This window comes from Niabella soli DSM 19437 (genome assembly GCF_000243115.2).
Lineage (GTDB): Bacteria > Bacteroidota > Bacteroidia > Chitinophagales > Chitinophagaceae > Niabella > Niabella soli.
The window spans coordinates 1,810,183-1,834,930 of the sequence record NZ_CP007035.1; the positions used below are offsets into that span (position 1 = coordinate 1,810,183).

At 44.7% G+C, this 24,748-nt stretch carries 23 protein-coding genes, 1 tRNA gene and 1 riboswitch; of the genes, 15 read left to right on the plus strand and 9 right to left on the minus strand.

What is annotated here, in order from left to right; translation table 11 throughout:
* Positions 1–105 precede the first annotated feature (105 nt).
* Together NIASO_RS07625 and NIASO_RS07630 are read left to right on the plus strand one after the other, a co-directional pair.
* Positions 106–402 carry a hypothetical protein gene (locus tag NIASO_RS07625; protein WP_008584664.1) on the plus strand — a complete coding sequence of 99 codons (297 nt, stop codon included), beginning with the start codon at positions 106–108 and terminating at the stop codon, positions 400–402.
* A gap of 32 nt (positions 403–434) precedes the next feature.
* Positions 435–890, plus strand: a complete 456-nt coding sequence (locus NIASO_RS07630) for an Hsp20/alpha crystallin family protein (protein ID WP_008584662.1) — start codon at positions 435–437, stop codon at positions 888–890.
* A 110-nt stretch (positions 891–1,000) separates the two neighbouring features.
* Here the strand turns inward: NIASO_RS07630 and NIASO_RS07635 are convergent, their stop codons facing one another.
* Positions 1,001–1,354 carry a single-stranded DNA-binding protein gene (locus NIASO_RS07635; RefSeq protein WP_008584661.1) on the minus strand — a complete coding sequence of 118 codons (354 nt, stop codon included), beginning with the start codon at positions 1,352–1,354 and terminating at the stop codon, positions 1,001–1,003.
* 241 nt (positions 1,355–1,595) lie between these two features.
* On the opposite strand from NIASO_RS07635, the gene NIASO_RS07640 reads away from it, so the two are divergent.
* Entirely contained in the window at positions 1,596–1,964 is a 369-nt protein-coding gene (locus NIASO_RS07640) for a hypothetical protein (protein WP_008584659.1), read from the plus strand.
* 87 nt (positions 1,965–2,051) lie between these two features.
* On the opposite strand, the gene NIASO_RS07645 is transcribed toward NIASO_RS07640, so the two are convergent.
* The 4 genes from NIASO_RS07645 to NIASO_RS19635 form a co-directional block, all read right to left on the minus strand.
* Positions 2,052–2,348: a helix-turn-helix domain-containing protein gene (locus tag NIASO_RS07645; RefSeq protein WP_008584658.1), complete on the minus strand. Its 297-nt coding sequence runs from the start codon at positions 2,346–2,348 to the stop codon at positions 2,052–2,054.
* 195 nt (positions 2,349–2,543) lie between these two features.
* Entirely contained in the window at positions 2,544–3,923 is a 1,380-nt protein-coding gene (locus NIASO_RS07650) for an efflux RND transporter periplasmic adaptor subunit (protein WP_008584656.1), read from the minus strand.
* Positions 3,924–3,948: 25 nt separating this feature from the next.
* Positions 3,949–5,385, minus strand: a complete 1,437-nt coding sequence (locus NIASO_RS07655; protein ID WP_025298795.1) for a TolC family protein — start codon at positions 5,383–5,385, stop codon at positions 3,949–3,951.
* A 101-nt stretch (positions 5,386–5,486) separates the two neighbouring features.
* Positions 5,487–5,969 carry a CPBP family intramembrane glutamic endopeptidase gene (locus tag NIASO_RS19635; RefSeq protein ID WP_008584652.1) on the minus strand — a complete coding sequence of 161 codons (483 nt, stop codon included), beginning with the start codon at positions 5,967–5,969 and terminating at the stop codon, positions 5,487–5,489.
* 264 nt (positions 5,970–6,233) lie between these two features.
* Positions 6,234–6,423, plus strand: a riboswitch (cobalamin riboswitch).
* Between the two features lie 108 nt (positions 6,424–6,531).
* Between NIASO_RS19635 and NIASO_RS07670 the strand changes: the two genes are divergently transcribed.
* The 12 genes from NIASO_RS07670 to NIASO_RS07725 all read left to right on the plus strand — a co-directional run bounded on the left by NIASO_RS07670 (position 6,532) and on the right by NIASO_RS07725 (position 18,647).
* On the plus strand, positions 6,532–8,403 hold the full coding sequence (locus tag NIASO_RS07670) for a TonB-dependent receptor plug domain-containing protein (protein ID WP_008584647.1): 1,872 nt from the start codon (positions 6,532–6,534) through the stop codon (positions 8,401–8,403).
* Between the two features lie 133 nt (positions 8,404–8,536).
* Entirely contained in the window at positions 8,537–9,256 is a 720-nt protein-coding gene (locus NIASO_RS07675) for a Dph6-related ATP pyrophosphatase (RefSeq protein ID WP_245605245.1), read from the plus strand.
* Between the two features lie 40 nt (positions 9,257–9,296).
* Positions 9,297–9,887: a MarC family protein gene (locus NIASO_RS07680; protein ID WP_008584644.1), complete on the plus strand. Its 591-nt coding sequence runs from the start codon at positions 9,297–9,299 to the stop codon at positions 9,885–9,887.
* Positions 9,888–9,999: 112 nt separating this feature from the next.
* A tRNA-Arg gene (locus NIASO_RS07685) sits at positions 10,000–10,071 on the plus strand.
* A gap of 218 nt (positions 10,072–10,289) precedes the next feature.
* Positions 10,290–11,849 (plus strand): ribonuclease Y, encoded by a 1,560-nt coding sequence (gene rny, locus NIASO_RS07690; protein ID WP_008584642.1) that lies wholly within the window; start codon positions 10,290–10,292, stop codon positions 11,847–11,849.
* A gap of 104 nt (positions 11,850–11,953) precedes the next feature.
* Positions 11,954–13,183: a multidrug effflux MFS transporter gene (locus NIASO_RS07695; protein ID WP_008584640.1), complete on the plus strand. Its 1,230-nt coding sequence runs from the start codon at positions 11,954–11,956 to the stop codon at positions 13,181–13,183.
* Positions 13,184–13,268: 85 nt separating this feature from the next.
* Positions 13,269–13,655, plus strand: coding sequence for a 50S ribosomal protein L19 (rplS, locus tag NIASO_RS07700; RefSeq protein ID WP_008584638.1), 387 nt, complete (start codon positions 13,269–13,271; stop codon positions 13,653–13,655).
* 302 nt (positions 13,656–13,957) lie between these two features.
* Entirely contained in the window at positions 13,958–14,191 is a 234-nt protein-coding gene (locus tag NIASO_RS07705; RefSeq protein WP_008584636.1) for a Sec-independent protein translocase subunit TatA/TatB, read from the plus strand.
* 46 nt (positions 14,192–14,237) lie between these two features.
* Positions 14,238–15,659: an Asp-tRNA(Asn)/Glu-tRNA(Gln) amidotransferase subunit GatA gene (gene gatA, locus NIASO_RS07710; protein WP_008584635.1), complete on the plus strand. Its 1,422-nt coding sequence runs from the start codon at positions 14,238–14,240 to the stop codon at positions 15,657–15,659.
* A 77-nt stretch (positions 15,660–15,736) separates the two neighbouring features.
* Positions 15,737–16,786 (plus strand): lytic transglycosylase domain-containing protein, encoded by a 1,050-nt coding sequence (locus tag NIASO_RS07715; RefSeq protein WP_008584633.1) that lies wholly within the window; start codon positions 15,737–15,739, stop codon positions 16,784–16,786.
* A 122-nt stretch (positions 16,787–16,908) separates the two neighbouring features.
* Positions 16,909–17,529 carry an ABC transporter ATP-binding protein gene (locus NIASO_RS07720; RefSeq protein ID WP_008584631.1) on the plus strand — a complete coding sequence of 207 codons (621 nt, stop codon included), beginning with the start codon at positions 16,909–16,911 and terminating at the stop codon, positions 17,527–17,529.
* Positions 17,530–17,531: 2 nt separating this feature from the next.
* Positions 17,532–18,647, plus strand: coding sequence for a hypothetical protein (locus NIASO_RS07725; RefSeq protein ID WP_008584629.1), 1,116 nt, complete (start codon positions 17,532–17,534; stop codon positions 18,645–18,647).
* A gap of 402 nt (positions 18,648–19,049) precedes the next feature.
* On the opposite strand, the gene NIASO_RS07735 is transcribed toward NIASO_RS07725, so the two are convergent.
* The 4 genes from NIASO_RS07735 to NIASO_RS07750 form a co-directional block, all read right to left on the minus strand.
* Positions 19,050–20,312, minus strand: coding sequence for an anthranilate synthase component I family protein (locus NIASO_RS07735; protein WP_008584625.1), 1,263 nt, complete (start codon positions 20,310–20,312; stop codon positions 19,050–19,052).
* Positions 20,293–20,694: a hypothetical protein gene (locus NIASO_RS07740; protein WP_008584624.1), complete on the minus strand. Its 402-nt coding sequence runs from the start codon at positions 20,692–20,694 to the stop codon at positions 20,293–20,295. Before NIASO_RS07740 ends, NIASO_RS07735 begins: the two co-directional genes overlap by 20 nt.
* Positions 20,695–20,777: 83 nt before the next feature.
* Complete coding sequence (locus tag NIASO_RS07745; protein ID WP_008584623.1) at positions 20,778–22,040, minus strand: adenylosuccinate synthase; 1,263 nt, start codon at positions 22,038–22,040, stop codon at positions 20,778–20,780.
* 303 nt (positions 22,041–22,343) lie between these two features.
* Positions 22,344–24,611, minus strand: a complete 2,268-nt coding sequence (locus NIASO_RS07750) for a RelA/SpoT family protein (protein WP_008584621.1) — start codon at positions 24,609–24,611, stop codon at positions 22,344–22,346.
* Between the last annotated feature and the right edge of the window lie 137 nt (positions 24,612–24,748).

Genomic DNA, 24,748 nt, shown 5'->3' on the forward strand with positions numbered 1-24,748 from the left:
ATAGTTTTTTGCATCGATCGAAAAATAAAAAGTTTTTTTAGAGTAAAACAGACCGCACCCCGTCTTCATTAGTAAGAACCTTTTTAAACATATAAAACAAAAAAAATGAAACAGAAATTTTTATTTATGCTCCCGCGGCTGGCGGTACTGGCGGCGTTGGTCGGATTAGCGTCCTTTGTACTTTTCCTTGTTTTCCGGCTATTGATACTCGTAATAGCGATAGGTGTTATCGTTTTTATCGCCGGTAAAATCATCTCAAAAGCCCGGACAAAATGGATGATGAATAATGGAATGCCATTAGACCAGCCGGCTTATTATCACTCATTGGATGGTGCTACAGCCCTGCAACCCGTGTTCGGCAAAGAGCAGCGCTCCGGCATAGCCATCATCCCAATCAATTAATACTATTTATTTCACACTAAAAACAAAGAATCATGTATACAAATCAACCGATCAACGAGTCAGCACAATCTCCATTCGGCAAACACTTCAAACAATGCGGCGGATTCTGGGGAAGAAAATTCAGCGAAGGCAATCCCTGGGGGCATAAACTGCATCAATTCATGAACAACCGGAAAGCGGTTAATATTGAAGAAACGGATGCTGCCTACATCGTAGCGTTATATGCCGCGGGATTGAAAAAAGAGCATTTTAAAATTTCAATCCATGACGAAGTACTTACCATCAGGTACGCGCTCAATGAGCCGGGTAATGATGCAAGGTATATTTACCAGGAACATCAGGCCGGTCCTTTTGAACGATCTTTTAAACTGAACAACAAAGTGCTTACCGATAATGTGAACGCCGTTTATGAAGAGGGCGTGCTAAAAGTAACACTTACTAAAAATCCGGAAACAACAAAGCCGGCACAGGAAGTAAACATTCTATAAAACACATCTGATCGATGAACGCCCGGGATTCCTCATTCCGGGTGTTTTTATTGCACATAAAAAAACCGCCCCGTACTGGAGCGGCATAGGTTAGCAACGACCTTTCCGGTTTAATCCATAGCATTCTTTTGCCCGCCCGAAAGCAATAGCAGTTCCTGAACCTGAACTTCGGTAATGTACTGTTTCTGACCATTCTTGTCTTCGTACTGGCGGTGGATCAATTTTCCTTCAATAGCCACTTCACGGCCTTTTTCAAGATATTTACCAACAATATCCGCAACCTTTCCCCAGGCAACCAGGTTATGCCATTGTGTTTCTGTTACCCGCTCCCCATTGGCGTTCTTATAGGTTTCACTGGTAGCGATAGAAAAACGGGCCATTTTTTTACCATTTACGGTGGCTTTAACTTCCGGGTTGTTTCCCAGGTTCCCGATCAACTGAACTTTGTTTTTTAATGCGTACATAACTTAGGTTTTGTGCCCACCCCGCCAAATCCGGTCATTCGGCAGGAATCTTTCAGACTGACGTGGCGGACGGCTAAAAAATTTGTTTATCCCAACTGAATCGTCCCTCCGATTCAACAATTCAAAATTGGGGTCGCAAAAAGGCCTTAGTCGGTTTTTAAACGTTTACTTACGGATGTAAGCGTTTGTAAACGTTTGTTGTCGGATAATTCGTATCTTGTATGCAGAAAACCAATTGAATATGCCAACACCTCCCTCATCCCCCAAAAAATGTCTTTTTTGTCATAAGCCGGTTAAGGGCCGGTCTGATAAGAAATTCTGTGATGATTATTGCCGCAACAATTATAACAATGCGCAGAAAGGAAATGCAACAAACCTCATCCGCAACGTCAACAATGCCCTGCGTAAAAACAGGCAGCTCCTTTCGGGGCATTTAAAGGAGGGCGATAAGAATATCAAAATACAGCGCAGTAAATTACAATCGGCAGGGTTCCAGTTTAAGTACAGCACCAATCAATACCGGACTAAGGACGGCCGGACCTATTTTTTTTGTTATGATTTTGGTTACCTGCTTTTAGAAAACGAGTGGGTATTGGTGGTAAGGAAATAACCACCGTAAGAAACCAAAAGTATTTTCGGACCGGAAAAGCGGGAAGACGGAAAATCAGTAGGAAGAAAAACGAGACTATCTTCTCATTCAGTTCTTCCCGGTATCATGAAAGTTGGGGAATTTAATTTCACCTTTGCCTGAATCATTTGAAATAATATTTATTTCTTGTTTTTCATCGTAATGCTTAATCATTTCAACAGGGATCTTTAATATTTCGGCAATCCGTTTCAATAAAGGCTCTTCAATAATTTCCTTTTGTTCAAGCAAAGATATTTCCGTGGGGGCCCATCCCGTACCGAGTTGATAAGCAAACGCTTCGGCCTTGAGGTTCAGCATTTCTCTGAACCTCGCTACGTTTTTCCCCTGGTGAATGGGCTTCTTCATATAATTTGATTGTTTACAAATGTATGCATGACACCCGATCTCAAAACTAACTTTTTCGCCTTTCTTTCGCCTTTGCCAATGTTGAGCGTAGCAGTGCGCACGGGAGAAACACCGACAGCACCATTTGTCGGTGTTTTTGCCGGGCTTCTAACCTACACGCAACACCAACAAGGGCTAAACCGTTTGTGCTGCCACCTACTTTACCTTAAACAACTCATCCTTTGGCACCACCCTCACCTTTGCATCATCTTTTAAGGTTTGGCTCACGGCGCTGTAGGGTCCGGTAACCACTTCATCTCCGGCTTTCAGCCCATCGGTAATTTCAATATAGTTAATATCCTGTATCCCGGTTTTTACAATCCGTTTCTTTACCACGCCATCTTTCATTACCAGGTACACCACTTCCTCCATATCCCCGGTTTTATTGTTTTCATCTGGTGCATTGGTATTTTTTCCTTGCTGCTCCTGCGCTTCTTTTTTTGAATCCGTTAAACTTTTATCGCTGCCTTTTACGCGGGCATTTACCGCAGCAATAGGCACGCTTACTACATTATCTTTTCGCTTGGTTTTTATATCTGCGCTGGCATTCATTCCCGGGCGAAACGGGAAGCGCCGCGGGTGAGCCGGATCAAGCAGATCCTGGTACGATTCTTTATCAATCCGGATACGCACTTCATAATTCGTTACATCATTGGTAGTACTGGTCGATGCCCCGGTGCCGCTGGCGGACTTCACACTGCTGGCGATCTTGGTGACCACTCCGGCAAATTTCCTTCCGGTATAAGCATCAACCTCTATATCGGCGTTATCGCCAATGCTCACTTTAACAATATCATTTTCGCCAACATTTACCCGAACCTCCATGGTGTTCATATCCGCCACCGTCATCATCTCCGTTCCGGCCATCTGCGCCGTGCCCACCACCCGTTCGCCTTTCTCTACTTTTAAGGAAGATATGGTGCCACTGATGGGCGAAACAATGGTAGCTCTTCCCAATACTTTATTGGCAGCAACCAAACCCGTTTGGGACGACCGCATCCCAGCCTGCAGGCTGCGTATGTTTTGCAGGCTCGCATTGTAATTCGCTTTGGCGGCTATATAATCAGATTCATATTGTTCAAATTCCGCTTTTGATATCACTCTGTCATCAAATAGTCTTTTATTGCGATCGAAGGCCTGCTGGGCTTTATCCAGCGCCGCTTTTTGCACCCCCAACGCCGCCTTACTGTTCTCCACATTTGCCTGCGACTGGCCCAAACGGGCAGACGCTTCATCGCGGTCCAGCGCGTAATTGTCTGCATACACCCTTGCCAACACCTGCCCTTTACGCACGCTATCGCCTTCCTGTACATTCAGATCGGTGATCTCACCGCTTACATCCGGACTAATCTTCACTGCATACTCAGGGTATACCTGTCCGCTGGCAGTAACGGTTTCCGTAATAGAACGCACGGCCGCTTTTTCTGCAGATACCTTTATAACACCGGCGTCTTTATTAGACAGCAAGGAAAACGCGATCAGCAGGCCTGCAACGCATCCCGCTATGATCAGTATCCTTTTCCATTTCTTACTCATAATGCAAATTTAAAGCTCCGGGCGGTTAATTATGGAGCTGAATGCCCATTCCTTTATAAAACTCCAGCAGCTTCATTTTAAAAACATAATCATATTGCGCAGCAAGGAGATTGATCTTGGTTTTAAACAGGTTGTTCTGATTGGTGATTAAATCAATAGGTTTCAACAAGCCCACCTCAAAACGCTTGCGGGCAAAATCATAAGCTTGCTGCGCGGACGCCAACGCAATTTTAGATGCGTTAAATTTTTCAATGGCCGCAACAGCATTGGTATGCGCCTGGTAAATATCCTGTTTCAGCGATTGAGCATCCTGCTCTTTTTGCAGCTCCTGCAAGGTTACATTCAGTTTTGATTTTTTCCAGTTGATCCGCGCCTGCCCCCCGTTAAAAATGGGAATATTTAATGCCAGTCCCAGGTTTTGACTAAAATTATTACTTAACTGGCGGAAATAGGTGTTTTTATTAAAGCCGGTGGGAATGTTTTCCTGGGTATTTACAACATAGTTCGTTCCATTAACGTTCACAAACCCTATGGGCACTGCGGCCGGCTGGAAGTTCGCCGGCAACAACTTTTGAGCATTCGAATACCTTGTATCCAGGCCGCCGAAAAAGCTCAGCGATGGGTATAAGACCGCTTTAGCCGCCAGCACATTTCGCTGCGCGGCTTTTACATTCAGCTCATTGATCCGTTGCTGGGGAAGATTCTGTAATGCTGAATTATAAACGACATCGGGTTCCAGCTCACTCAAAGGCAATACCGGAACGCTCTCCACCGGAGGCGCCGCAATAGTAAAGGGCACGGCCGCGTCCAGGTTTAACAGGGCCTGCAGTTGTAATAATTTTAGTTTAAAATCAGCCTTTGCGCCAATCAGCGTGGAACTGTCGTTTGCCAGTTGAGTTTCCATCTCGGCCAGGTTTAACTCGGGCAAAGCCCCGGCATCTACCTGCTTTTTGACATTGTCCCGCTGCTCGCGGGATTGCTGTACCTGCACCTCCGCCACATGAATTTGTTCGCCGGACAGCAGTGCCGCCAGGTAGCCATTGGCCACATTGAGGGAAATATCATTGCGGGCCTTTTCAAAGCGCGCCGCACTGGCCTGGTAGGTATAATCATTAGCGGCAACCGTGTTTTTTTTGCGGAACCAGTTGAACAGGTCGGCATTCAGGTTTAACGAATGATTCGCAAACAGGATCTCATTGGTGGTAAACTGGTTAGAAGTAGGATCGATGGAACGTCCGAACTGGTAGCCTCCGCTGTGCTGGGAATTGGCAGTGGGATATAACGCCAGCTTGCTTTGCTCCAGGGTTAGCCGGTCTATACGGGCCTGTATATCAGCCTGTTTTACAGATACATTATTTTTAATAGCATAGGTAACGCATTGTTCCAGGCTCCATTTTTCCTGGGCGAGACCTTGTATCGCCATCATAAACAGCAGCATGCCGGATGTTATCCATTTTTTCATATTTGCAAATGTACGGGTGATTGGAAATAAAAGCGATTAGTTAAAACGAAGCTGATCTTTTTCAAATTCCCCGGAGGTCGTATACAACAACCAATAGCAGTTTATTTTAAAACTATTGACAATAATACAGCCAAAACATTCCACCCTGCATGTAAGAGACAAGTTCCTGTAAACGGGTGATTGTTCTTCTTAGATAAGATTGTATAAAAAAAGCCTAATACAAGCCCAACAAAAAAAGCTCTAAACATACGGGTAAAGGAGTCATAATGCAGTAAGCCAAAGAAAACAGAGGAAATGAAGATGGCGTTTATATTATTTTTTTTAAAGTAGCTTTTTATTGAATGAATAATTAACTTTTGAAAAAGAAACGTTTCAATAATTGGAGCAAGAATTACAGCTAATACCCCCTGGAAAATGAGCGACTCATTTCGTTTGTTACCGGACGGCTGTACATAGCCGTTTTGTATCGCCCCTGCCTCGATAATTGCAAAAATTATATTAATAAAAAGGATTCCAATTAACAACAAAACACCCAGGTATAGCGGATTGATCTTAAGAGCAAATCTGTATACTTTTCTTATCATCAAAATTTTTTAGCTTCTTATTTAAAGTAAAAGGCAATAACAAAACAATTCTATTATCTCCGGGCTACCGGTTATTCATCTTCCTCAAACCCATCCAAAAAATCACGTGGATCAAAATCCTCCTCATCTTCTTTTAAAAAATCGTTTTCCATAATATTTTTCATCCATTATTACCGGGTGCTAACAATGCCTAAAAGATACATTCATTAATCCAGAAAACACCTTCATAACTAAAATATTCATGCTTGAGTCCATCACCTTCCCTACATTTGCAGCGAATTTGGTTTCCCGCCACTGGCGGGATGAAAAGGGAAGCCGGTGCAAGTCCGGCGCTATCCCCGTAGCTGTAACGTCCATAGAAATGTTTTGTTAGTGCACCACTCCGGCGCTTTTGTTGGGGGAAGGTAAACAAAACGGACGAAGCCAGAAGACCTGCCGGTTCAGTTAAAACAATATTCAGCTTTCGGGAGAAAAAGCAGTGTTCTTTAGGCGGCGCAATCCTTGCAGCGTTTAAAAAATCTTCTAGTATTCCACCGGAGGCAGTCACTTAAAATCATTTAAAATGAAAAAGATTTTGATCGTGGCTGCTGTTTTGTACAGTAGCCTGTTGCACGCCCAGGACGATTCCACTTTATTAAACAACGTAACGGTAACGGCCACCCGGTTTCCCAAAAAAATAAGCGAAACCGGAAAGGTCGTCACTATCATTTCAAAGGAAGACTTAGAAAAACAAGGCAGCAAAGATCTGGCGCAGATCTTAAATGAGCAGGCGGCTATTGTTGTTAACGGGGCCGGCAGCAATATGGGAAAAGATAAAAGCATTTATATACGCGGCGCTGCAAACGGGTATACGGTTATCCTGCTGAATGGTATCCCGGTAAATGATCCCACCGGCGTTTCCGGAGCCTTCGACCTTCGCATGCTGCCGGTTGAAAACATCGAGCGTATTGAAATTTTAAAAGGTGCTCAAAGTACGTTGTACGGATCCGACGCCATTGCCGGAGTGATCAACATCATCACCAAAAAAGGAAACGGCAAACCCGCAAATTTGTATGGCGGCCTGTCCTACGGTTCGCGGCATACGCTAAAAACCAATGCAGGACTGTATGGGAGCTTCGGCGCTTCTTCTTACAATGTTTCTTTTGTGCACAATGAAACCCGCGGAATAGCTGAAGCAAAAGACACTTTAGGTACCAAAAATTTCCCCAACAATGGGATGCTTTTAAATGCCATTAGTATGGATGTTGATGGGGCGGTTACCGATCAATTGCACATAAAACCCTTTTTCCGTTATTCCTACTTTAGTGGCAGCTTTGCCGGCGGCGCTTTTGTTCCGGCCACAAATAACTTCACCTCGGGACTGCTATCTGCCGGAACCCAGGGGGTGTATAACCTTACGCATGGAAGCATCACCGGCTTATTTTCTTATGATGAAGTAAACAGGAATTATGCGGGAAGTTTCGCTTCCGGTTACAAGGGCACTAAAAAAACAGCGGAATTGTTTGCACACCTGGACCTGCAACAATATGTTCAAACCTTGTTTGGCGTACGTTATGACGAATTTGAAATGAAAAACCCCAATCCTAACACTGCAGATACCTCCATCAGGGTGATCAGCCCCTATGTGATGGTTTTTCTGCGCAACCTGGGCGGTTTTAATTTTGAAGCCGGAGGCCGCTTGAACCATCACTCAAAGTACGGGAATACGGTTACCTATACATTAAACCCTTCCTACCTGATCAATAACCAGTTCAAAATATTCGCAAACTGGGGTACGGCATTCAGAGCGCCCTACCTTTCTGAATTGTATGGCGCTTATGGCGCGAATCCCGGGCTGAAACCCGAACAATCACAAACACTGGAAGGAGGCCTCCAATATACCAGCGCTGATAAAAAAGCCGATGCCCGGATCGTTGGCTTTTTAAGGAATACTAAAAACATTATTACCTATGATCAAAACTATGTGTATACGAATTATAACCGGCAAAAAGACCATGGCATTGAAGTAGAAGCAACCTTAAAACCCGTCGACCCCCTTACATTGAAATTATTCTACGCCTTTGTAGAAGGTAAAGTAACCACTGATAACGGCCAGGGAAAGGATACTACCTTTAATAATTTATTCAAACGCGCAAAAAACAGCTTTGGCGCTAATATAGGCTATCAGGTCACTCCACGCTTCAGCGTCAACACCAATCTGAATTTTTATGGTAAACGTAAAGACCTGTATTATAATTCAGCAACATTCGCCTCCGAAAACGTGGACCTTAAATCCTATGTTTTGTGGGACCTGTATGCAGAATACAAGTTGGCAAAGGATCATATAAAAGTATTTGCGCAAACAACTAATCTTTTAAATGCCCGATATTATGAAACCTACGGCTACGCTGTTTGGGGACGCGCATTTAATGCGGGCTTCCGGTTTCAGTTATAATTAAAGCTATCAGGACTTTTAGTTGTAAAATAGCATATGGTATCGGCAGAAGAGAAACGACAGACGTGAGATGCTCACGTCTGTCGTTTGACATTTCACGATTAGGACAGCACCAGTCATTTCTTAACTTCTAATGATTAAAACAATGGTCCTGCAAAAGGAAAAGATCCCCATACTGTTAAGCTGGAGCGGCGGCAAAGATGCTGCCTGCACCCTGCACCGGCTACGGCAGGGCGATATATATGAAGTACGCTACCTGCTGACCACTTTCAACAAAGACCACCGGTCGGCGATGCACGAAACGCCGGAGCACCTGATCGAAGCTCAATCTGAGGCAACGGGTATCCCGCTGTTGAAAATTTTTGTTCCCGAAAATGATACAAACGGTTACGAAAAAGAATTGTCAAAAGTATTGCTCCAGATGCGTCAGAAAGGAATTGAAACGGTAGCTTTTGGCGATATTCATCTCCAGGATTTAAGGGCATACCGGGAACAACAATTGGCGCAGATCGGATTTAAAGCATTGTTCCCTATTTGGGATATTGACAGCTATACCTATCTGATCGATTTTTTCAGAAGCGGTTTCCGGTCGGTCATCTGCTGCGTCAATGAATCCATGCTGCCTGCGGGTTTTTGCGGCCAGCAGCTTACCCCCGCCCTTATTGCTTCCTTTCCTGCTACTGCAGACCCCTGCGGCGAAAACGGCGAGTACCACAGTTTTTGCTTTGAAGGGCCTGTTTTCCGGCACCCCATTCCTTATAAAGCAACCGGTTTTTTTGAAAAATTCTTTCCTTCACCGGTAGCCCGCCGTACACAGGTTCGCTTTCATCATTTAGATTTGGACCGTTGTTAGCTGTTTTCTACGGCAACAATTAACTTTGCTCCAAAAAAAAATGGAACCACTCAATTACAAAGCGATCGTAACGGTGTCCTTCACCCTGTTTGCTATTATTGATGTTGTGGGCTCTATTCCTATTTTAATATCGATCAAAGACAAAGTGGGCGGCATCCGCGAAGGGAGGGTCACCCTGATTGCCGGCGCTTTGATGATCCTGTTTCTTTTTCTGGGGGAGCCCATTTTAAATATTTTGGGACTGGACGTAAAATCATTCGCCGTTGCGGGCTCCATCGTGATCTTTATTCTGGGACTGGAAATGGTGCTGGGCGTGGAATTTTTTAAATCGGACGATGATGTAAAAGCCGCCACCCTGGTGCCGCTGGCATTCCCCCTGATCGCCGGGTCCGGAACCCTCACCACTATTATGTCCTTAAAAGCGAATTATAAAGAAGCCACGATCCTGATCGCCATCCTCCTCAACCTCCTGGTGATCTACCTTGTATTAAAATCGCTTGCACAATTATCAAAAATGTTGGGCAAAAGCGGCCTGATCGCCATACGGAAATTTTTTGGCGTCATATTGTTGGCCATCGCCATAAAAATATTTGCTTCCAATGCTGCCGGGCTTTTCCAGCATATACAATAGTTTGTGTTTTATGATTGAAAACAGTTATCTTCGCGCTCCGGTTTTTTTGAGATAATTTGAAAATCAGGATGCATTAGCACATTTTCAAATTTCCACATTATCACATTAAATTGGCCTCGTAGTACAATGGATAGTATAAGAGTTTCCGAAGCTCCAGATACAGGTTCGATTCCTGTCGAGGCTACTAACTTCCCGATAAGCATACCACAAGCGTTCTTACTGCCTTCAAAAAGAGCTATTGCTTTTAGCCCGTGATTGACATTATTTTAAAACTTATCATTTTTTCCTCCCGCTTTTGTATCTTCGCCGCTATGCCCGTCCGCAGGACTGTTAATCACCTGCAGGGCACTGAAGCTTAATGAATTGTAGAATCTTTTCTGAAAAGAAAGCAAAAAAAATTAAATGGATCCATTAATAATTGTTTACATCGTGGTGGCCCTGGTTGCGGGCCTTATAGCGGGCAAACTGGTTTTTGCCAAAAATACACAACAAAAGATCGATGAGGCGGAAGGGAACGCAAAAAATATCCTTAAAGAGGCTGAACTGAAGGCGGAAACGATCCGCAAAGAGAAAGAGCTGGAAGCAAAAGAACGCTTTGTTTCTTTAAAAGCGGCGCATGAAAAAGAAGTGAACGAGCGCAATCGCAAAATATCAGATTCCGAAAACCGTATCAAGCAAAAGGAACAATCGCTAAGCCAGAAAGAGGCAAACGCCGATAAGCAGGTTAAAGAAAATGATGCCATTAAAGAGAACCTGAACCGGCAGATCGAGTTGGTAAATAAAAAGCGTACTGAGCTGGAAAAGCACCAGGAAGAGCATATCCGCCGGCTGGAAAAAATAGCGGGACTATCCGCTGAGGAAGCGAAGACACAACTGGTGGAAAGCCTGAAAAATGAGGCACAAACCCAGGCCATCGGGATCCAGCAGGAAATTATTGACGAAGCGAAGCAAAAAGCCAATAAAGAAGCGCGTAAAATCATCATTCAAACCATCCAGCGGACCGCCGCGGAACAAGCTATTGAAAACTCCATCACCGTTTTCAACCTGGAAAGCGATGAAGTAAAAGGCCAGATCATTGGTCGCGAGGGCCGTAATATCCGTGCTTTGGAAGCCGCAACCGGTGTGGATCTGATCGTTGATGATACGCCTGAGGCCATCCTCCTCTCCTGCTTTGACCCGCTGCGCCGGGAAATTGCCCGGTTAAGTTTGCAGCGACTGGTTACCGATGGCCGTATTCACCCTGCGCGTATTGAAGAAGTGGTGGAAAAAACCCGTAAGCAGATTGAAGAGCAGGTAATGGAAATTGGCGAGCGTACCGTTATTGACCTGGGTATTCACGGGCTGCATAAAGAACTGGTAAGAATGGTGGGCCGTATGCGCTACCGTTCTTCTTACGGACAGAACCTGCTGATGCACAGCCGGGAAACGGCAAACCTTTGTGCCATCATGGCGGCTGAATTGGGGCTGAATCCCAAACTGGCGAAACGTGCCGGCCTGCTGCACGATATTGGTAAAGTGCCCGATGAAGAATCAGAATTAAGCCACGCCTTACTGGGAGCTAAGCTGGCGGAAAAATATGGTGAAAATCCTGCCGTGGTTAACGCAATAGCAGCGCACCATGATGAGACAGAAATGCAGTACGTTATTTCCCCGATCGTTCAGGCCTGCGATGCCATCAGTGGTGCCAGGCCGGGTGCCCGCAGGGAGATCATGCAACAATATCTCCAGCGTATTAAGGACCTGGAAAACCTTGCTACCAGCTACCCCGGAGTGGAGAAGGCTTATGCCATCCAGGCGGGGCGCGAGTTGCGCGTAATTGTAGAATCTGATAAAGTGAGCGACCAGGATAGCGATAAACTGTCGTTTGAGATCGCCCAGAAAATACAAACAGAAATGACCTTCCCCGGCCAGATCAAAGTGACCGTGATCCGTGAAAAACGAGCGGTGAACGTAGCGAGATAGTTTATAGTTCGTAGTTCATGGTTCATAGATTTCCTGGCTATGAACCACGAACCATAAACTATGAACCAATTGCCTTCTGAACTCCGTACCTTTGCGCCTTCTTTATGAGAAAACAAAGGTTTATTCATTTATTGATATTGGGACTGCTTTCAGCAATTGGCCCTTTTTCTATTGATATGTATCTGCCGGGGTTCCCGGATATTGCAAAAGACCTCCACACCAATGTAAGCCGGGTTGCCTTAACCTTATCCGGGTTTTTTATAGGCATTGCCATCGGGCAACTCTTATACGGTCCGCTTTTAGATAAATACGGAAGAAAAAAACCGATGTACATAGGCATGGTGCTATATGTCCTCGCCTCTTTTAGCGCTCCTTTTGTTAAAACGGTGGAAATGCTGATCGCCCTGCGCTTTCTTCAGGCCATCGGAGGCTGCGTCGGAATGGTGGCTTCCAGGGCCATGGTCCGCGACCTGTTTGATGTAACCGAAAGCGCCAAGGTTTTTTCATTATTAATGCTGGTGGTAGGCGTTTCTCCGATTATTGCCCCTACGGTAGGCGGCTATCTTGCGGCTGCTTTTGGCTGGCCTTCCATTTTTATGGTATTGGGAAGCATCGGAGCAGTGATCCTCGTAATGGTGATCATATGGTTGCCCGAATCAAAAAAGCCAGACCCGCATTATTCCCTTTACCCCAAAGCGATCCTGGGCAAGTTCGGTGCTGTAATGAAGAACAGCACTTTTTTGGTGTACACTTTCACCGGCGCGTTTACCGCCGCCGGTTTGTATGCATATATTTCAGGATCTCCCCATGTGTTTATGGAAATATTTGGCGTAAGCGAAAGGGTATACGGCTGGATCTTTGCCATCATTGCCGCAGGCCTTATTATTGCCACCCAGATCAATGCACAGATCCTGAAAAGGGTTTCCAGTAACGATATCATCCCCAGGGCCGTGAGCTTTCAGGTACTGACCGGCATATTATTATTTGCCGGATTCGCCTTAAACTGGCTGGGTCTTTATGGCGGTATCGTTCTTTGCTGCTTATTCCTGGCCTGCCAGGGCTTTACCTTTCCTAATGCCTCGGCGCTGGCCATTGCACCCTTTAGAAATGATGCCGGCAGCGCTTCTGCCTTGCTGGGCTTTATTCAAATGGCGGTAGGTGCATCTGTAACGGCGGTGATGAGCCTGTTTCATTCTACCAGCGCTGTTCCCATGGCCGGCGTAATGGCCCTCTGTGCCATTACCGCTATAATTATTTTGCTGTTCGGTGGCAAGACCCTGAAGAAGCAATCTTTAGCAATTAATAATCAGCAGGTTGGCGACCCGGGCATTTAACAATCACCGGCCGGAAAGATAATAGCTCTTTTTTTTGGAAAATAGTTGGTTCCGCATTACCTTTGCATTCCTAAAATTTTGAGTTATGAGCAGCGCTATAGATTTTGTACATGAACAACTGACTCCGAAAAAGTCGTTCCCTGCCTTTAAAGCTGGCGATAATATTACCGTTAATTATAAAATTATCGAAGGTAATAAAGAAAGGATCCAGTCTTTTAAAGGAGATGTAATTAAAAAACAAGGAAACGGCAGCACTGCTACTTTCACTGTTCGTAAAATTTCTGACGGTATTGGTGTGGAAAGATTATTCCCCTTTACTTCTCCCAATATCGATTCTATTGTATTAAATAAAGTGGGACAAGTACGCCGCGCGAAACTGTTCTATCAGAGAGAGCGTTTTGGCAAAAGCGCCCGCATCCGTGAAAAACGCATGGCGGTTGCTACAGCAGCTTCTGCAAAAGAAAAAGCATAATTTTTATTAGAAGATTTTTATACCTGGTCCCGCCCCGCAATTACGGAGCGGGATTTTTTATTGCTATTGTCTTTCAATTGCTTTTGCCTTACCGCCCTACCGGCTTCCCGGCCGGGTAGTATTCCGGGAAAACCGCTGCATTTCAGACGCCTTAGGAAAAATGAAAAAAACCTGAAAAAAACAACACGTTTTAAAACAAAAACTCTTTTTAGCTGTATTATTTTTAGGAATTCTTTAATCTTTTATTTAACTGTTGTGATTGCTATACAATCACTATATTTGAACATTAATTTTTAATTATCATGGCAAATTTTCAACTGTTGGGTGCTTTGGGTACTAATGAGATCATTATCATTATGGTTATCGTGTTGTTGTTATTCGGAGGTAAAAAAATTCCTGAGCTGATGAAAGGTTTAGGAAAGGGAGTGCGCGAATTCAACGATGCAAAGGATAATGTAAAAAGAGAGATCGAAGAGAGCGCCAATCAGGTTACTTCTGAACCTAAAAGCGCGGCAACTTCTTCTTCTCACGAATAAGACCCATTGTTAAATATCACTATCTGACTACAAAAGCTTTTTTCTTTTGCAGGATTTCATTTCTATTTCCGAGTATCACGAACGGTTAAAAAAGGGCACGACCACCTGTAAGGCAACGGTGGAAGCCTGTTTGAAAAAAATTGAGGCCACCAAACACCTCAATGCTTTTATAGAAATTTACGAAGAAGAAGCTTTAAAAAGGGCGGAGGAATTAGATCTTCTTTCTGCTCCTGCTGGCAAATTGCACGGCGTGATACTTTCCGTAAAAGACGTCATCAGCCACAAAGGGCACGGGTTAACAGCCGCTTCAAAAATACTTTCCGGTTTCACGGCTATTTTTTCTGCAACGGTTGTGGAGCGGTTGCTCGCTGAAGGCGCAATTATCATTGGCCGCGTCAATTGCGATGAATTTGCCATGGGATCTTCCAACGAAAATTCCGTTTATGGTGCAGTACTGAATGCTGCAGATCCTTCCCGTATTCCGGGCGGATCATCCGGCGGATCGGCCGTTTCGGTACAGGCAGGCTTATGCATGGCTTCCCTGGGCAGTGATACCGGCGGCTCTGTACGGCAACCGGCAGATTTTTGTGGTATAGTGGGCCTGAAGCCTACTTATGGCAGGGTGTCCCGCTACGGATTGATCGCCTATGCTTCTTCTTTCGACCAGATCGGCATTTTTGCCACTACTATTCCTGACACAGCGTTAATCCTGGAAGTTATCTCCGGGGCCGATGCATTTGACAGCACCGTTTCGCAAGAACCGGTGCCCGCTTATGCCACACAACTAATATCCGGGAAAAAATATAAAATAGCTTATTTCCCGGAAGCCCTGGAACATGAAAGTCTGGACCCCGAAATAAGCGCCGCTATCCAACAGCAACTGGCTGACTGGACTGCCGAAGGGCACCAGGTTCAGCCGGTACAGTTTGATCTGTTGGATTATATTGTACCTACCTATTATGTTTTGACCACGGCTGAAGCCTCGTCGAATCTTTCCCGCTACGATGGCGTTAAATTCGGCTACCGATCCCCGGCTACCGGCCTGGAACTGGATGATTTTTATAAAAAGAACCGTTCCGAAGGCTTTGGAAAAGAGGTAAAACGCCGTATTCTCCTGGGAAACTTTGTGCTCAGTTCGGGTTATTATGACGCATATTTTACCCAGGCACAAAAGGTCCGGATGATTTTAACAAATCGTTTACACTTGATTTTCAAGGACTTTGATTTTATCTGCCTACCTACTGCCCCCTCCGTTGCCTTCAAAATAGGGGAAAAAACTACCGATCCTATAGCCATGTATATAGCTGATATATATACAGTTATGGCAAATCTGGCCGGCATTCCCGCTATTTCAATCCCTAAATTTGTCCACTCTGTTCAAAAGATGCCCTTTGGCGTTCAGCTAATGGCGGCTCCTTTTAATGAATTATCTTTGCTGTCTTTCTGTAACAATAATCTGGATAAATAATCGTTTTATTTAATCCATTGATCAGACTGCGTTTTTTACTGGAACCAGGTTTTGTTATCTAAAACACAACGGGAATAATGACAAAAAACAAGTTGACGTTATTTTTAAAAGGAGCGCTGGTTCTTGTGGTAACTCATGCGTGTGCAGGAGCGCAGGCGCAACTGAGCCCGATTACGGAAACCGCCGCCGCACCTGCTGCCACCGCTACCCCGGAATTGGTAAAAGCCGATCCTAAGGCAGGATTCAAAGACCTTTTTGACAATACCGATGCAAAGAGCGCTACTTTTAAAGGCATCAAAACAGAACATTTAAATCCCAGGGCCGTAAGCTTTGTGAAGGAATATGTTGAAAAAAATGCACGGGAGCTCAATAACCTGAAATCCTGGGGGCGGCCTTATTTTGATATGATGGACGATGTCCTTTCGCAGAATGGCATCCCCAAAGAACTGAAATACCTGGCGGTGATAGAATCGCATTTAAGAGCCAACCTGGTTTCCTGGGCAGGTGCCGTAGGCCCCTGGCAATTTATGCCCGAAACTGCCCGCACACTGGGCTTAACCGTTACCCGCGGACGCGACGAAAGAACCGATTACCTGAAAAGCACAAAAGCTGCAAGTAAATATCTCAACTACCTGTATAATATCTATAAGGATTGGCTACTGGTGGTAGCTGCTTATAACTGCGGACCCGGACGCGTTAATTCAGCAATTAACAAAGCAGGCAGCAATGATTTCTGGAACCTTCAGTATTATTTACCCGCAGAAAGCAGGAACCATGTAAAAAAATTCATTGCCACTCATTATATAATGGAGGGCCAGGGTGGCGTAACTACGGTTTCGCGGGATCAGGCCCTGGCAATGATGAAAACCGTTAAAGACGATGCTACACAACTCAATGTAAAAGTACAAACGATCAGCGGTCGTTATAATTCAAGAGCTATTGCCAAATACCTTGCAATGGACATTGAGGCGTTTAGCAAGCTCAATCCCAGTCTGGATAAGGTTCTGGCCTCCAACAGCACCTACCAGTTAAAATTGCCCGAAGATAAAATGCAGGAGTTCCTTTCCAAAAAGAATGAGATGCTGAATGAGTCCATTCAAATGCTCATCAACCCCGAATACCGGTAATTAAGAAAAACGATTCATATACACCCCGCTGCAAAGTGGGGTTTTTGTTTTATTACCCTCCCAAAACATTAACAAAATATAGCAGCAGAATTTTATATTTTACAGCCCCTTAATAACACTGCATGATTGCAATTTCGGGTCTGATAAAGAAGTATAACCAGCAGTTGATACTGGATATTCCTTCCTGCAATTTAGAAAAAGGCATCTATTGGATAAAAGGCGCAAATGGCTCTGGCAAAACTACTTTTTTAAAAATACTTGCTGGCATGATCCCTTTTGAGGGCGCCATTACGATAAATGCTATCCCTCAAAAACAAGACCCGGTCACCTATCGAAAACAATTAAGCTGGGCAGCCGCAGAGCCTCTATATCCTGATTTTTTAACAGGTACTGATCTCATCCGGTTATATCAACGGATCAAAGAGGTTGGCAATGACGCAACAGCTTCGTTGGTGCACCTTTTTAACAGCGCCGCATATATAAGCAATAAGACCGCAACCTATTCCGCCGGGATGCTGAAAAAACTATCACTTATATTAGCTTTTTCCGGCGCAACAAAAGTAATTTTACTGGATGAGCCTTTTATTACCCTGGACGCCGCAACCTGCAAGTTATTAGGGGCTTATATCAATGACCGCCACAGGAGCGCCGGAACCTCTTTTCTCCTGAGCTCCCACCAGGACCCGCACGAATTCCTGACGGGCTGTACAGAACTTTTAATTCAAGACCAAACTATACAGTGAACATGATTGCCCGGGTCCTTTATAAATCCTTTATCAAACCTTTTTATAAAGAAAATGCCGGCACCTTTGTATTTGTATTTACTATGTTCTTCTTTATTGTGGGCACTGTTGACGGCGCCGATCTTTTCCGGTATCATTATGGCTTAATTAAAGCAATATTGAGCATTCATCCATTTCTGTATGCGGCTCTTTTATTGTGGATCTTCTATTCAAGAAAATGCGCCGTATTTATCGTACAGCTATTGCGCCAACCCTCCTATGAATTTATTGCGATATTGAAAAGCCTTCCATCCCGCAAACAATACCGGCTTTTCTTTATCGTTGATTTTATACTATTGCTACCTATAACATTTTATATTACGCTCGTTATTGCAGAAGGTATTTACCTGCATGCCATCCTTTCTACAAGCATCGTCTTTATTTTTCAACTAGCCGCGCTCTTAATACTTCCCGCCCGGCATGTGTGGCTTTTAAATCACCCCGGACGGCAACAAGCCTGGCTGACAAATGGCTTTTTCCGGAAAGTGCGGCCTGCCTCGTTTTATCCATTTATGCTCGCAAGGGCCGTTTTCACAACACAGAAAATTGCCTGGGCAGGTATTAAAGTATATACCTGTGTTTTTTTATATTTCATAACGGTAAACAATAGTCTAACCCCCGACAGCCTGCACCTCACCTTTTTATTTTTCAGTTTTGGAGTACTGGCAAATGGGGTGTTCATAAACCGCATACGCAGTTATGAAGAACAGTATCTTTCTTTCTACAGAACATTACCTGTATCAATTGCCAGGCGGCTCATCCAGTATGCCTGTTTCAGCCTGGTTCTCATAGTTCCTGAAGTACTGCTACTCTGTATCCTGGCGCTTAAAGGGTTGGGGTATTTTAATGCGTTATCACTGGGGCTTTATGCCTTTACAACATTAGTATTGCTGACCTCGCTCAGCTTTTTAAAATTGATGCCGCTGAAACATTTTGTAAAAACGTTGCTGGTCCTTTTTTTCGCCGGGTACTTTATCATGATGCTCAGCAATATTATTTTTATCAGTCTCCTATTTCTGCTGGCGAGCTGCACTTTGTTCAAACTTGTCTATTATAAGTTTGAGGCAAACAATGCGTAACCGATTTTTATATTCCTTATTTCCTATTCATCTACCGCTATTTCACTCTATCCTGATAGCCATCGACGCGTTTCACGCAACGACGCAAAGAAGCAGCGGCGCGGCCAAAGATTCTTTAGCATCACGGGGTTTATTATCTGTGAAAATCTGCGGGATCTGTGAGAACAAAACTCCCGCAAAGTTTCACGCAACGACGCAAAGGAGCAGTGGCGCAAGGAATGTCATTGCTTCAAAGAGCCTGTGGGCATACATTTGCCCTCTCATTAAAAAACTGCTAGTAGTGCTGAAGCCGAAGGGAGTCCCGACAGCTATCGGAGCAAGGAAGCCGATAGAAGTACTGAAGCTGACAACATAACAGAAAAACTATCGACTTTTACATTTAATATTTCACATTCCTTATTTTCACCCCTTCAGCACTTCTTCAATCGCTTTAGCTTTTAACAGGCATTCTTCCCATTCTTTTGCCGCTTCGCTGTAAATCGTAATACCAGACCCTACCTTACAGGATAGATACTTTGTGGAGTGATTATACATCAGGCTCCGGATCACCACATTCAGGTCAAAATCCCCGTCAGGGCTTATATACCCGATCGACCCGGAAAAGATGCCGCGTTTGGCTTGTTCATGCTGATCGATCAGTTTCATTACGCTAACCTTAGGCGCTCCGGTCATCGAACCCATTGGGAAGGTTGCTTTCAACATATCCGGAAAAGCATAATTATCAGGAAGCACACCCGAAACAGTGGAGACCATCTGGTGCACCTGCGCAAAACTATAAATTCCAAAAAGTTCGTCAACACGCACCGATCCCTCCCGGCAGATCCTTGAAAGATCATTACGCACCAGGTCCACTACCATCACATTTTCTGCCCGGTCCTTTTGGCTGTTCAATAAATTCTCCCGCTCTCCGGCCAAAAGCACTCCATCCTGCGCATGGCGCGGCAGCGTTCCTTTAATGGGTTGACTAATAATATTGCTCCCCGTTTTTTTCAGAAACCGTTCAGGGCTGGCACAGACCAGCCATTTATCCTGTAACCGGTACAGGCCGGCAAACGGCGCCGGGGTTTTTTTTGTAAGTTGGCGGTAAATTGTAAACGGATCAATCACCGTGTCTTCGGCAAAAAACTCGATGCAATAGTTAATCTCATAACAGTCGCCGCGGTGAATATGCTTTTGCAGTGCTTCAATTGCCTGCAGATAGGCCGCTTTCTTTACCCTCGGTTGCAACACCACCGGGCTGCCAACTGCAGTTGTATCTGCTGGTATATTCAGGATGGCATCATATACCGCAGCAGGATCCGCTGCATCAATTTCCAATATACCCTCCTTTAACTGCAGCACTATTTCAGGTTCAAAAAAGCATATATCAGGGAATAAAAGCTGGTCTGTTTTATTAGAAAGGGCCTCCGGTCCGCTGGTATTTAGCTCATACCCTAAATGACCCAGCAGCCATTTCCCCTGTCTTTTTTTCTGGTATTCACCAAAAGCTTCTAATGCATCATTTTGCGAAGCCTCAAAAGCAGACACTGCGCCCGCCCCGGCAATGAAATCAAGGCTTTGCCCCGGAAGCGCGCAGGAGTCCAAAAAGCAAAAGGTGCTAAACCGATGTAACCAGTTTAGCACCTTCTCTTTAATTAAAGCAGGATCAGAAATCGTCCTCGTCATCAAAATCATCCTTTTCGTTGCCAAACAGGTCATCAAACTCTTCATCAGGCTTAAAATCATCCTCATCTTCATAAGAAGATTTCTTTCCTTTTCCGCCCGACTTCGATTTTGATTTGGGGATATCAAATTCATCAAAATCTTTATCCCAGTCTTCTCCTTCCTCTACCTTGTCCCAATCGTCTACGTCATCGTCAAGATCCTCCTCCTCCTCATCGTCATCTGTTATCGTTTTGCCTTTTTTGCCTGGCTTGGGGGCATCCGCATCTTCATAAAGATCGTCATCTTCCTCATCCATTTCTTCGTCATGTTTTTTCGACTTCGGCGACGCCTTTTCTGCGTTTGTCTTCTTATCTGTTCCGGTTGATTTATTTGATTTTGCCATACCTAATAAAATCTAATAATTGAAAGTGTAAATTTTAATCGAAGTTTTTAATTCTCCAAATTTTTAAACTGATTTTTTGTGAATCAAATTTTAATTAGCTGGTCTCTCTCGGGCCCGTTGGATATATACCTCACTCCTACCCCCAGATATTCGTTAATAAAATCAATATAGATCTTCATCTTTTCCGGCAGTTCCGCATAGGATTTTGTTTGAGTGATATCGGCGTGCCAGCCATCAAACGCTTTAAACTCAGGCTTGTAATCAGCCAGGTCCAAACGCAGCGGGATTTCGGTAATTGATTTTCCGTCCAGGGAATAAGCGGTGCACACTTCCAGTTTTTCAAAATGATCCAACACATCTGCCTTGGTCATAACCAGTTGGGTAACCCCGTTGATCATGCAGGCAAAGTTCAACGCCACCAGGTCGATCCATCCGCAACGTCGCGGGCGACCGGTAACGGCTCCGTATTCCCGCCCAATATCGCGCAAACGCTGACCATCTTCATTCTCCAGTTCTGACGGAAAGGGACCGCTGCCCACACGGGTGCAATAAGCTTTTGTAATACCAATAACTTCTTTAATGTATTGTGGCGCCACACCCAATCCGTTACATACACCTGCCGAAATGGTGTTGGAGGATGTTACAAACGGGAAGGTGCCAAAATCAACGTCCAGCATACTTCCCTGGGCGCCTTCTGCCAATACTTTTTTGCCTTCCTTCAACAATTTATTAATAAAGTATTCGCCGTTAACAATATTCAATGTTTTAAGGAATTCGATGGATTTAAAGAACTCCTGTTCGTCCTGGCTGATATCTTCATCAAAACCATAAGTATTCAGGATTACATAATGTTTTTCTTTTAATGCCTCGTACATGTTTTTGAAATCAGGATTCAGGATATCGCCCACCCGCAAAGCATTGCGGCCGGTTTTGTCCATATACGCAGGGCTGATCCCTTTTAGCGTTGAGCCTATTTTCCCTTTCCCCTTAGCTTGTTCAGAAGCTTTGTCCAGCGCCCGGTGCGTGGGGATGATCAGGTTGGTCCGTTCAGATACATACAGGTTCTTTTTCAGATCCCCCTCAAATTTGGTCAACTGCTGGCATTCCTGTTCTAAAGACACAGGGTCCAGCACGACGCCGTTCCCGATAAGATTAATTTTTCCTTGGTTGAAAATACCGGAAGGTATCTGGCGCAGCACCAGTTTTTCCCCGTTGCGGTACAGGGTGTGCCCGGCATTTGGTCCGCCCTGGAAACGGGCTACCACATCATAATCTTTTGCAAAGAAGTCCACAATTTTTCCTTTTCCTTCATCACCCCATTGCAGACCCAGAATTACATCTATCATTATTAAATTTTTATTACCTGATATGAATTAAGGGTACAAAAATAGAGGTTTGGCGGGAAAAGATTACAAGTTGCAGGTTTCTGGATGCTGGTTTCTGGTTTCTGGTTGCGGGATGCCCAATGCGGAATGCCGAACGCTAAATGCTGAACGCTGAATGCTGCATAAGAAACGCTGATCCGTAGCTAACAACGATACAAGCGTTAAGCGTTATGCCTTACGCGTTAAGCAGCAGTACTGACCGCAAAACGCTCAATGCTTTACGGATCTCCGATTGACCATTCACTATTCACTTCTATCTATTGCCTACTTCCCCGGAATATCTTCCGTATCATAGCGTTCCACGGATTCGATCCCATCCAGGTTTTTCAGGCGGTTGGCCAGTTCGTCCAGTTCTTCTTTATCGTGTACAAATACCTTTATATTTCCTTCAAAAAGCCCGTCAGAGGCTTCAATAGTCAGTGCGGCAATATTTATTTTTAGTTCTGCCGAGATCAGATTGGTAATTTTACTTACAACGCCCACATCATCCATCCCAATGATCTTAACCCCCGTAAGGAAAGAAATCTCCTTATTCTTCGCCCATTTCGTTTTTACGATGCGGTGCCCGTAATTGGCCAGCAGCTTGGGTGCGTTGGGGCAATTGGTGCGATGGATGGCCAGCCCCTTGCCGGTAGTAATAAACCCAAATACATCATCCCCCGGGATAGGCTTACAACAGTTAGCCAGGTGGTACATAATTTTGTCGCTGCTTTCCCCGAAAATGATCAGCTCCGTATCGGCCTTATTGCCTGACGAGGGCGAGGGCGTATGACTTTCGATCCGGTTTTCCTGAACGATCTTAACGGGTTTGGGATATTCAATACGATCACCGATCACTTTAAATTCTTTCAGCTCTTTCAGATCGATATTCTTTATCGCTACCTGGTAAAATAATTCAAGATTTGAATTCAATTTATAAAAATGGACCAGTTCATCGATATTTCCCTGGTGCATGGTTACACCCATCCCCTCCAGCTTCCGCTGAACGGTATACCGCCCCTCGTCCGCCACTTTCTTTTTTTCTTCCTTAAGCGCTTCCTTTACCTTGTTTTTGGCTTTAGCTGTAACAACAAATGAAAGCCAGTCTTCAGAGGGCGTTTGCTTATTACTGGTGATGATCTCGATCTGATCCCCGCTTTTTAATTTATAGCTGATGGGCACCAGCTTATGATTCACTTTTGCGCCGATGGTTTTTGACCCGATGGCCGTGTGAATAGAAAAAGCAAAGTCCAGCGCCGTACTGCCTACCGGCAGCATTTTTATATCACCTTTAGGCGTATAGATATAAATTTCTTCCGTGAGGAAGCTCATTTTGAAATCCTGCAGGAAATCCACACTATCCGCATCCGGGTTGGTCAGCGCTTCGCGGATCTGCTGAAACCATTTATCAAAGCGGTTTTCATCCCGGTGGCTATCGGGAGCGCCTTCCTTATATTTCCAATGCGCGGCCAATCCTTTTTCAGCGATCTCGTTCATGCGCCTGGTGCGGATCTGCACTTCCACCCATTTGCCCCGGGGGCCCATCACTGTTGTGTGCAACGCTTCATACCCGTTGGATTTAGGGTTGCTTACCCAATCCCGCAAGCGCTCGATGGAAGGTGTATATTCGTCAGTGATCAATGAATACACTTTCCAGCAATCTTCTTTTTCCCGATCGGGCGGCGAGTTTAAAATGATCCGGATGGCAAAAAGATCATACACTTCTTCAAACGTCACCCCCTTCTTTTTCATTTTATTCCAGATGGAATGGATGTTCTTAGGGCGACCATATATTTCGAAATCAAATTTATTTTTCTCCAGGTTCTCCTTAATGGGTTTGATAAATTCATTGATGTACCGGGTACGATCGCGCCTGGTTTCTGATAATTTTCTAGCGATCTCTTTGTAAGTATCCGGCTCCAGGTACTTCATCGCCAGGTCTTCCAGTTCCGTTTTTATGCTGTACAGCCCCATGCGGTGGGCCAGGGGCGCAAAAACATAAACGGTTTCAGAAGCGATCTTCAATTGCTTTTCCCGCTTCATGCTGTCCAGTGTACGCATGTTATTCAGCCGGTCTGCCAGTTTGATCAGGATCACCCTTGGGTCATCGGTAAGCGTAAGCAGGATCTTTTTAAAATTCTCTGCCTGTTGTGAAGCGGTGGCATCTATTACATTGGATATTTTGGTAAGCCCGTCTACAATGCGTGCGATCTCGGAACCAAACTCGCGTTCGATATCCTGCAATGTAATATCAGTATCTTCCACAGTATCATGTAACAGGGCACAAACAGTAGAGCGAACGCCCAGGCCGATCTCTTCCACGCAGATCCTGGCAACGGCTATCGGGTGCAGGATATAAGGTTCCCCGCTTTTACGCCGCATGCTGCTATGCGCCTCCGCCGCCATTTCAAAAGCATGCCGGATAATATCTTTGTCGCCCGGCTTTATTTTATCCTTTAAGGCCCGCAACAGCGACCGGTATTCTCTTAAAATGAGTTTTTTCTCCTGCTCTTCGTTAAGACTGTATTTAGGTTTTTGTTCTACCGTTTTCATGAAATTATGCTCCTGCGCTCTTTTTCTGTTTATACCCCAATGCCTGCCGGCATTCGTGTTAAAATTACACAATTTATGACTGCTACCAGCATCTGCTTTAGAATCAATGATTAAGAACTAACCCCTTAATAAAATGG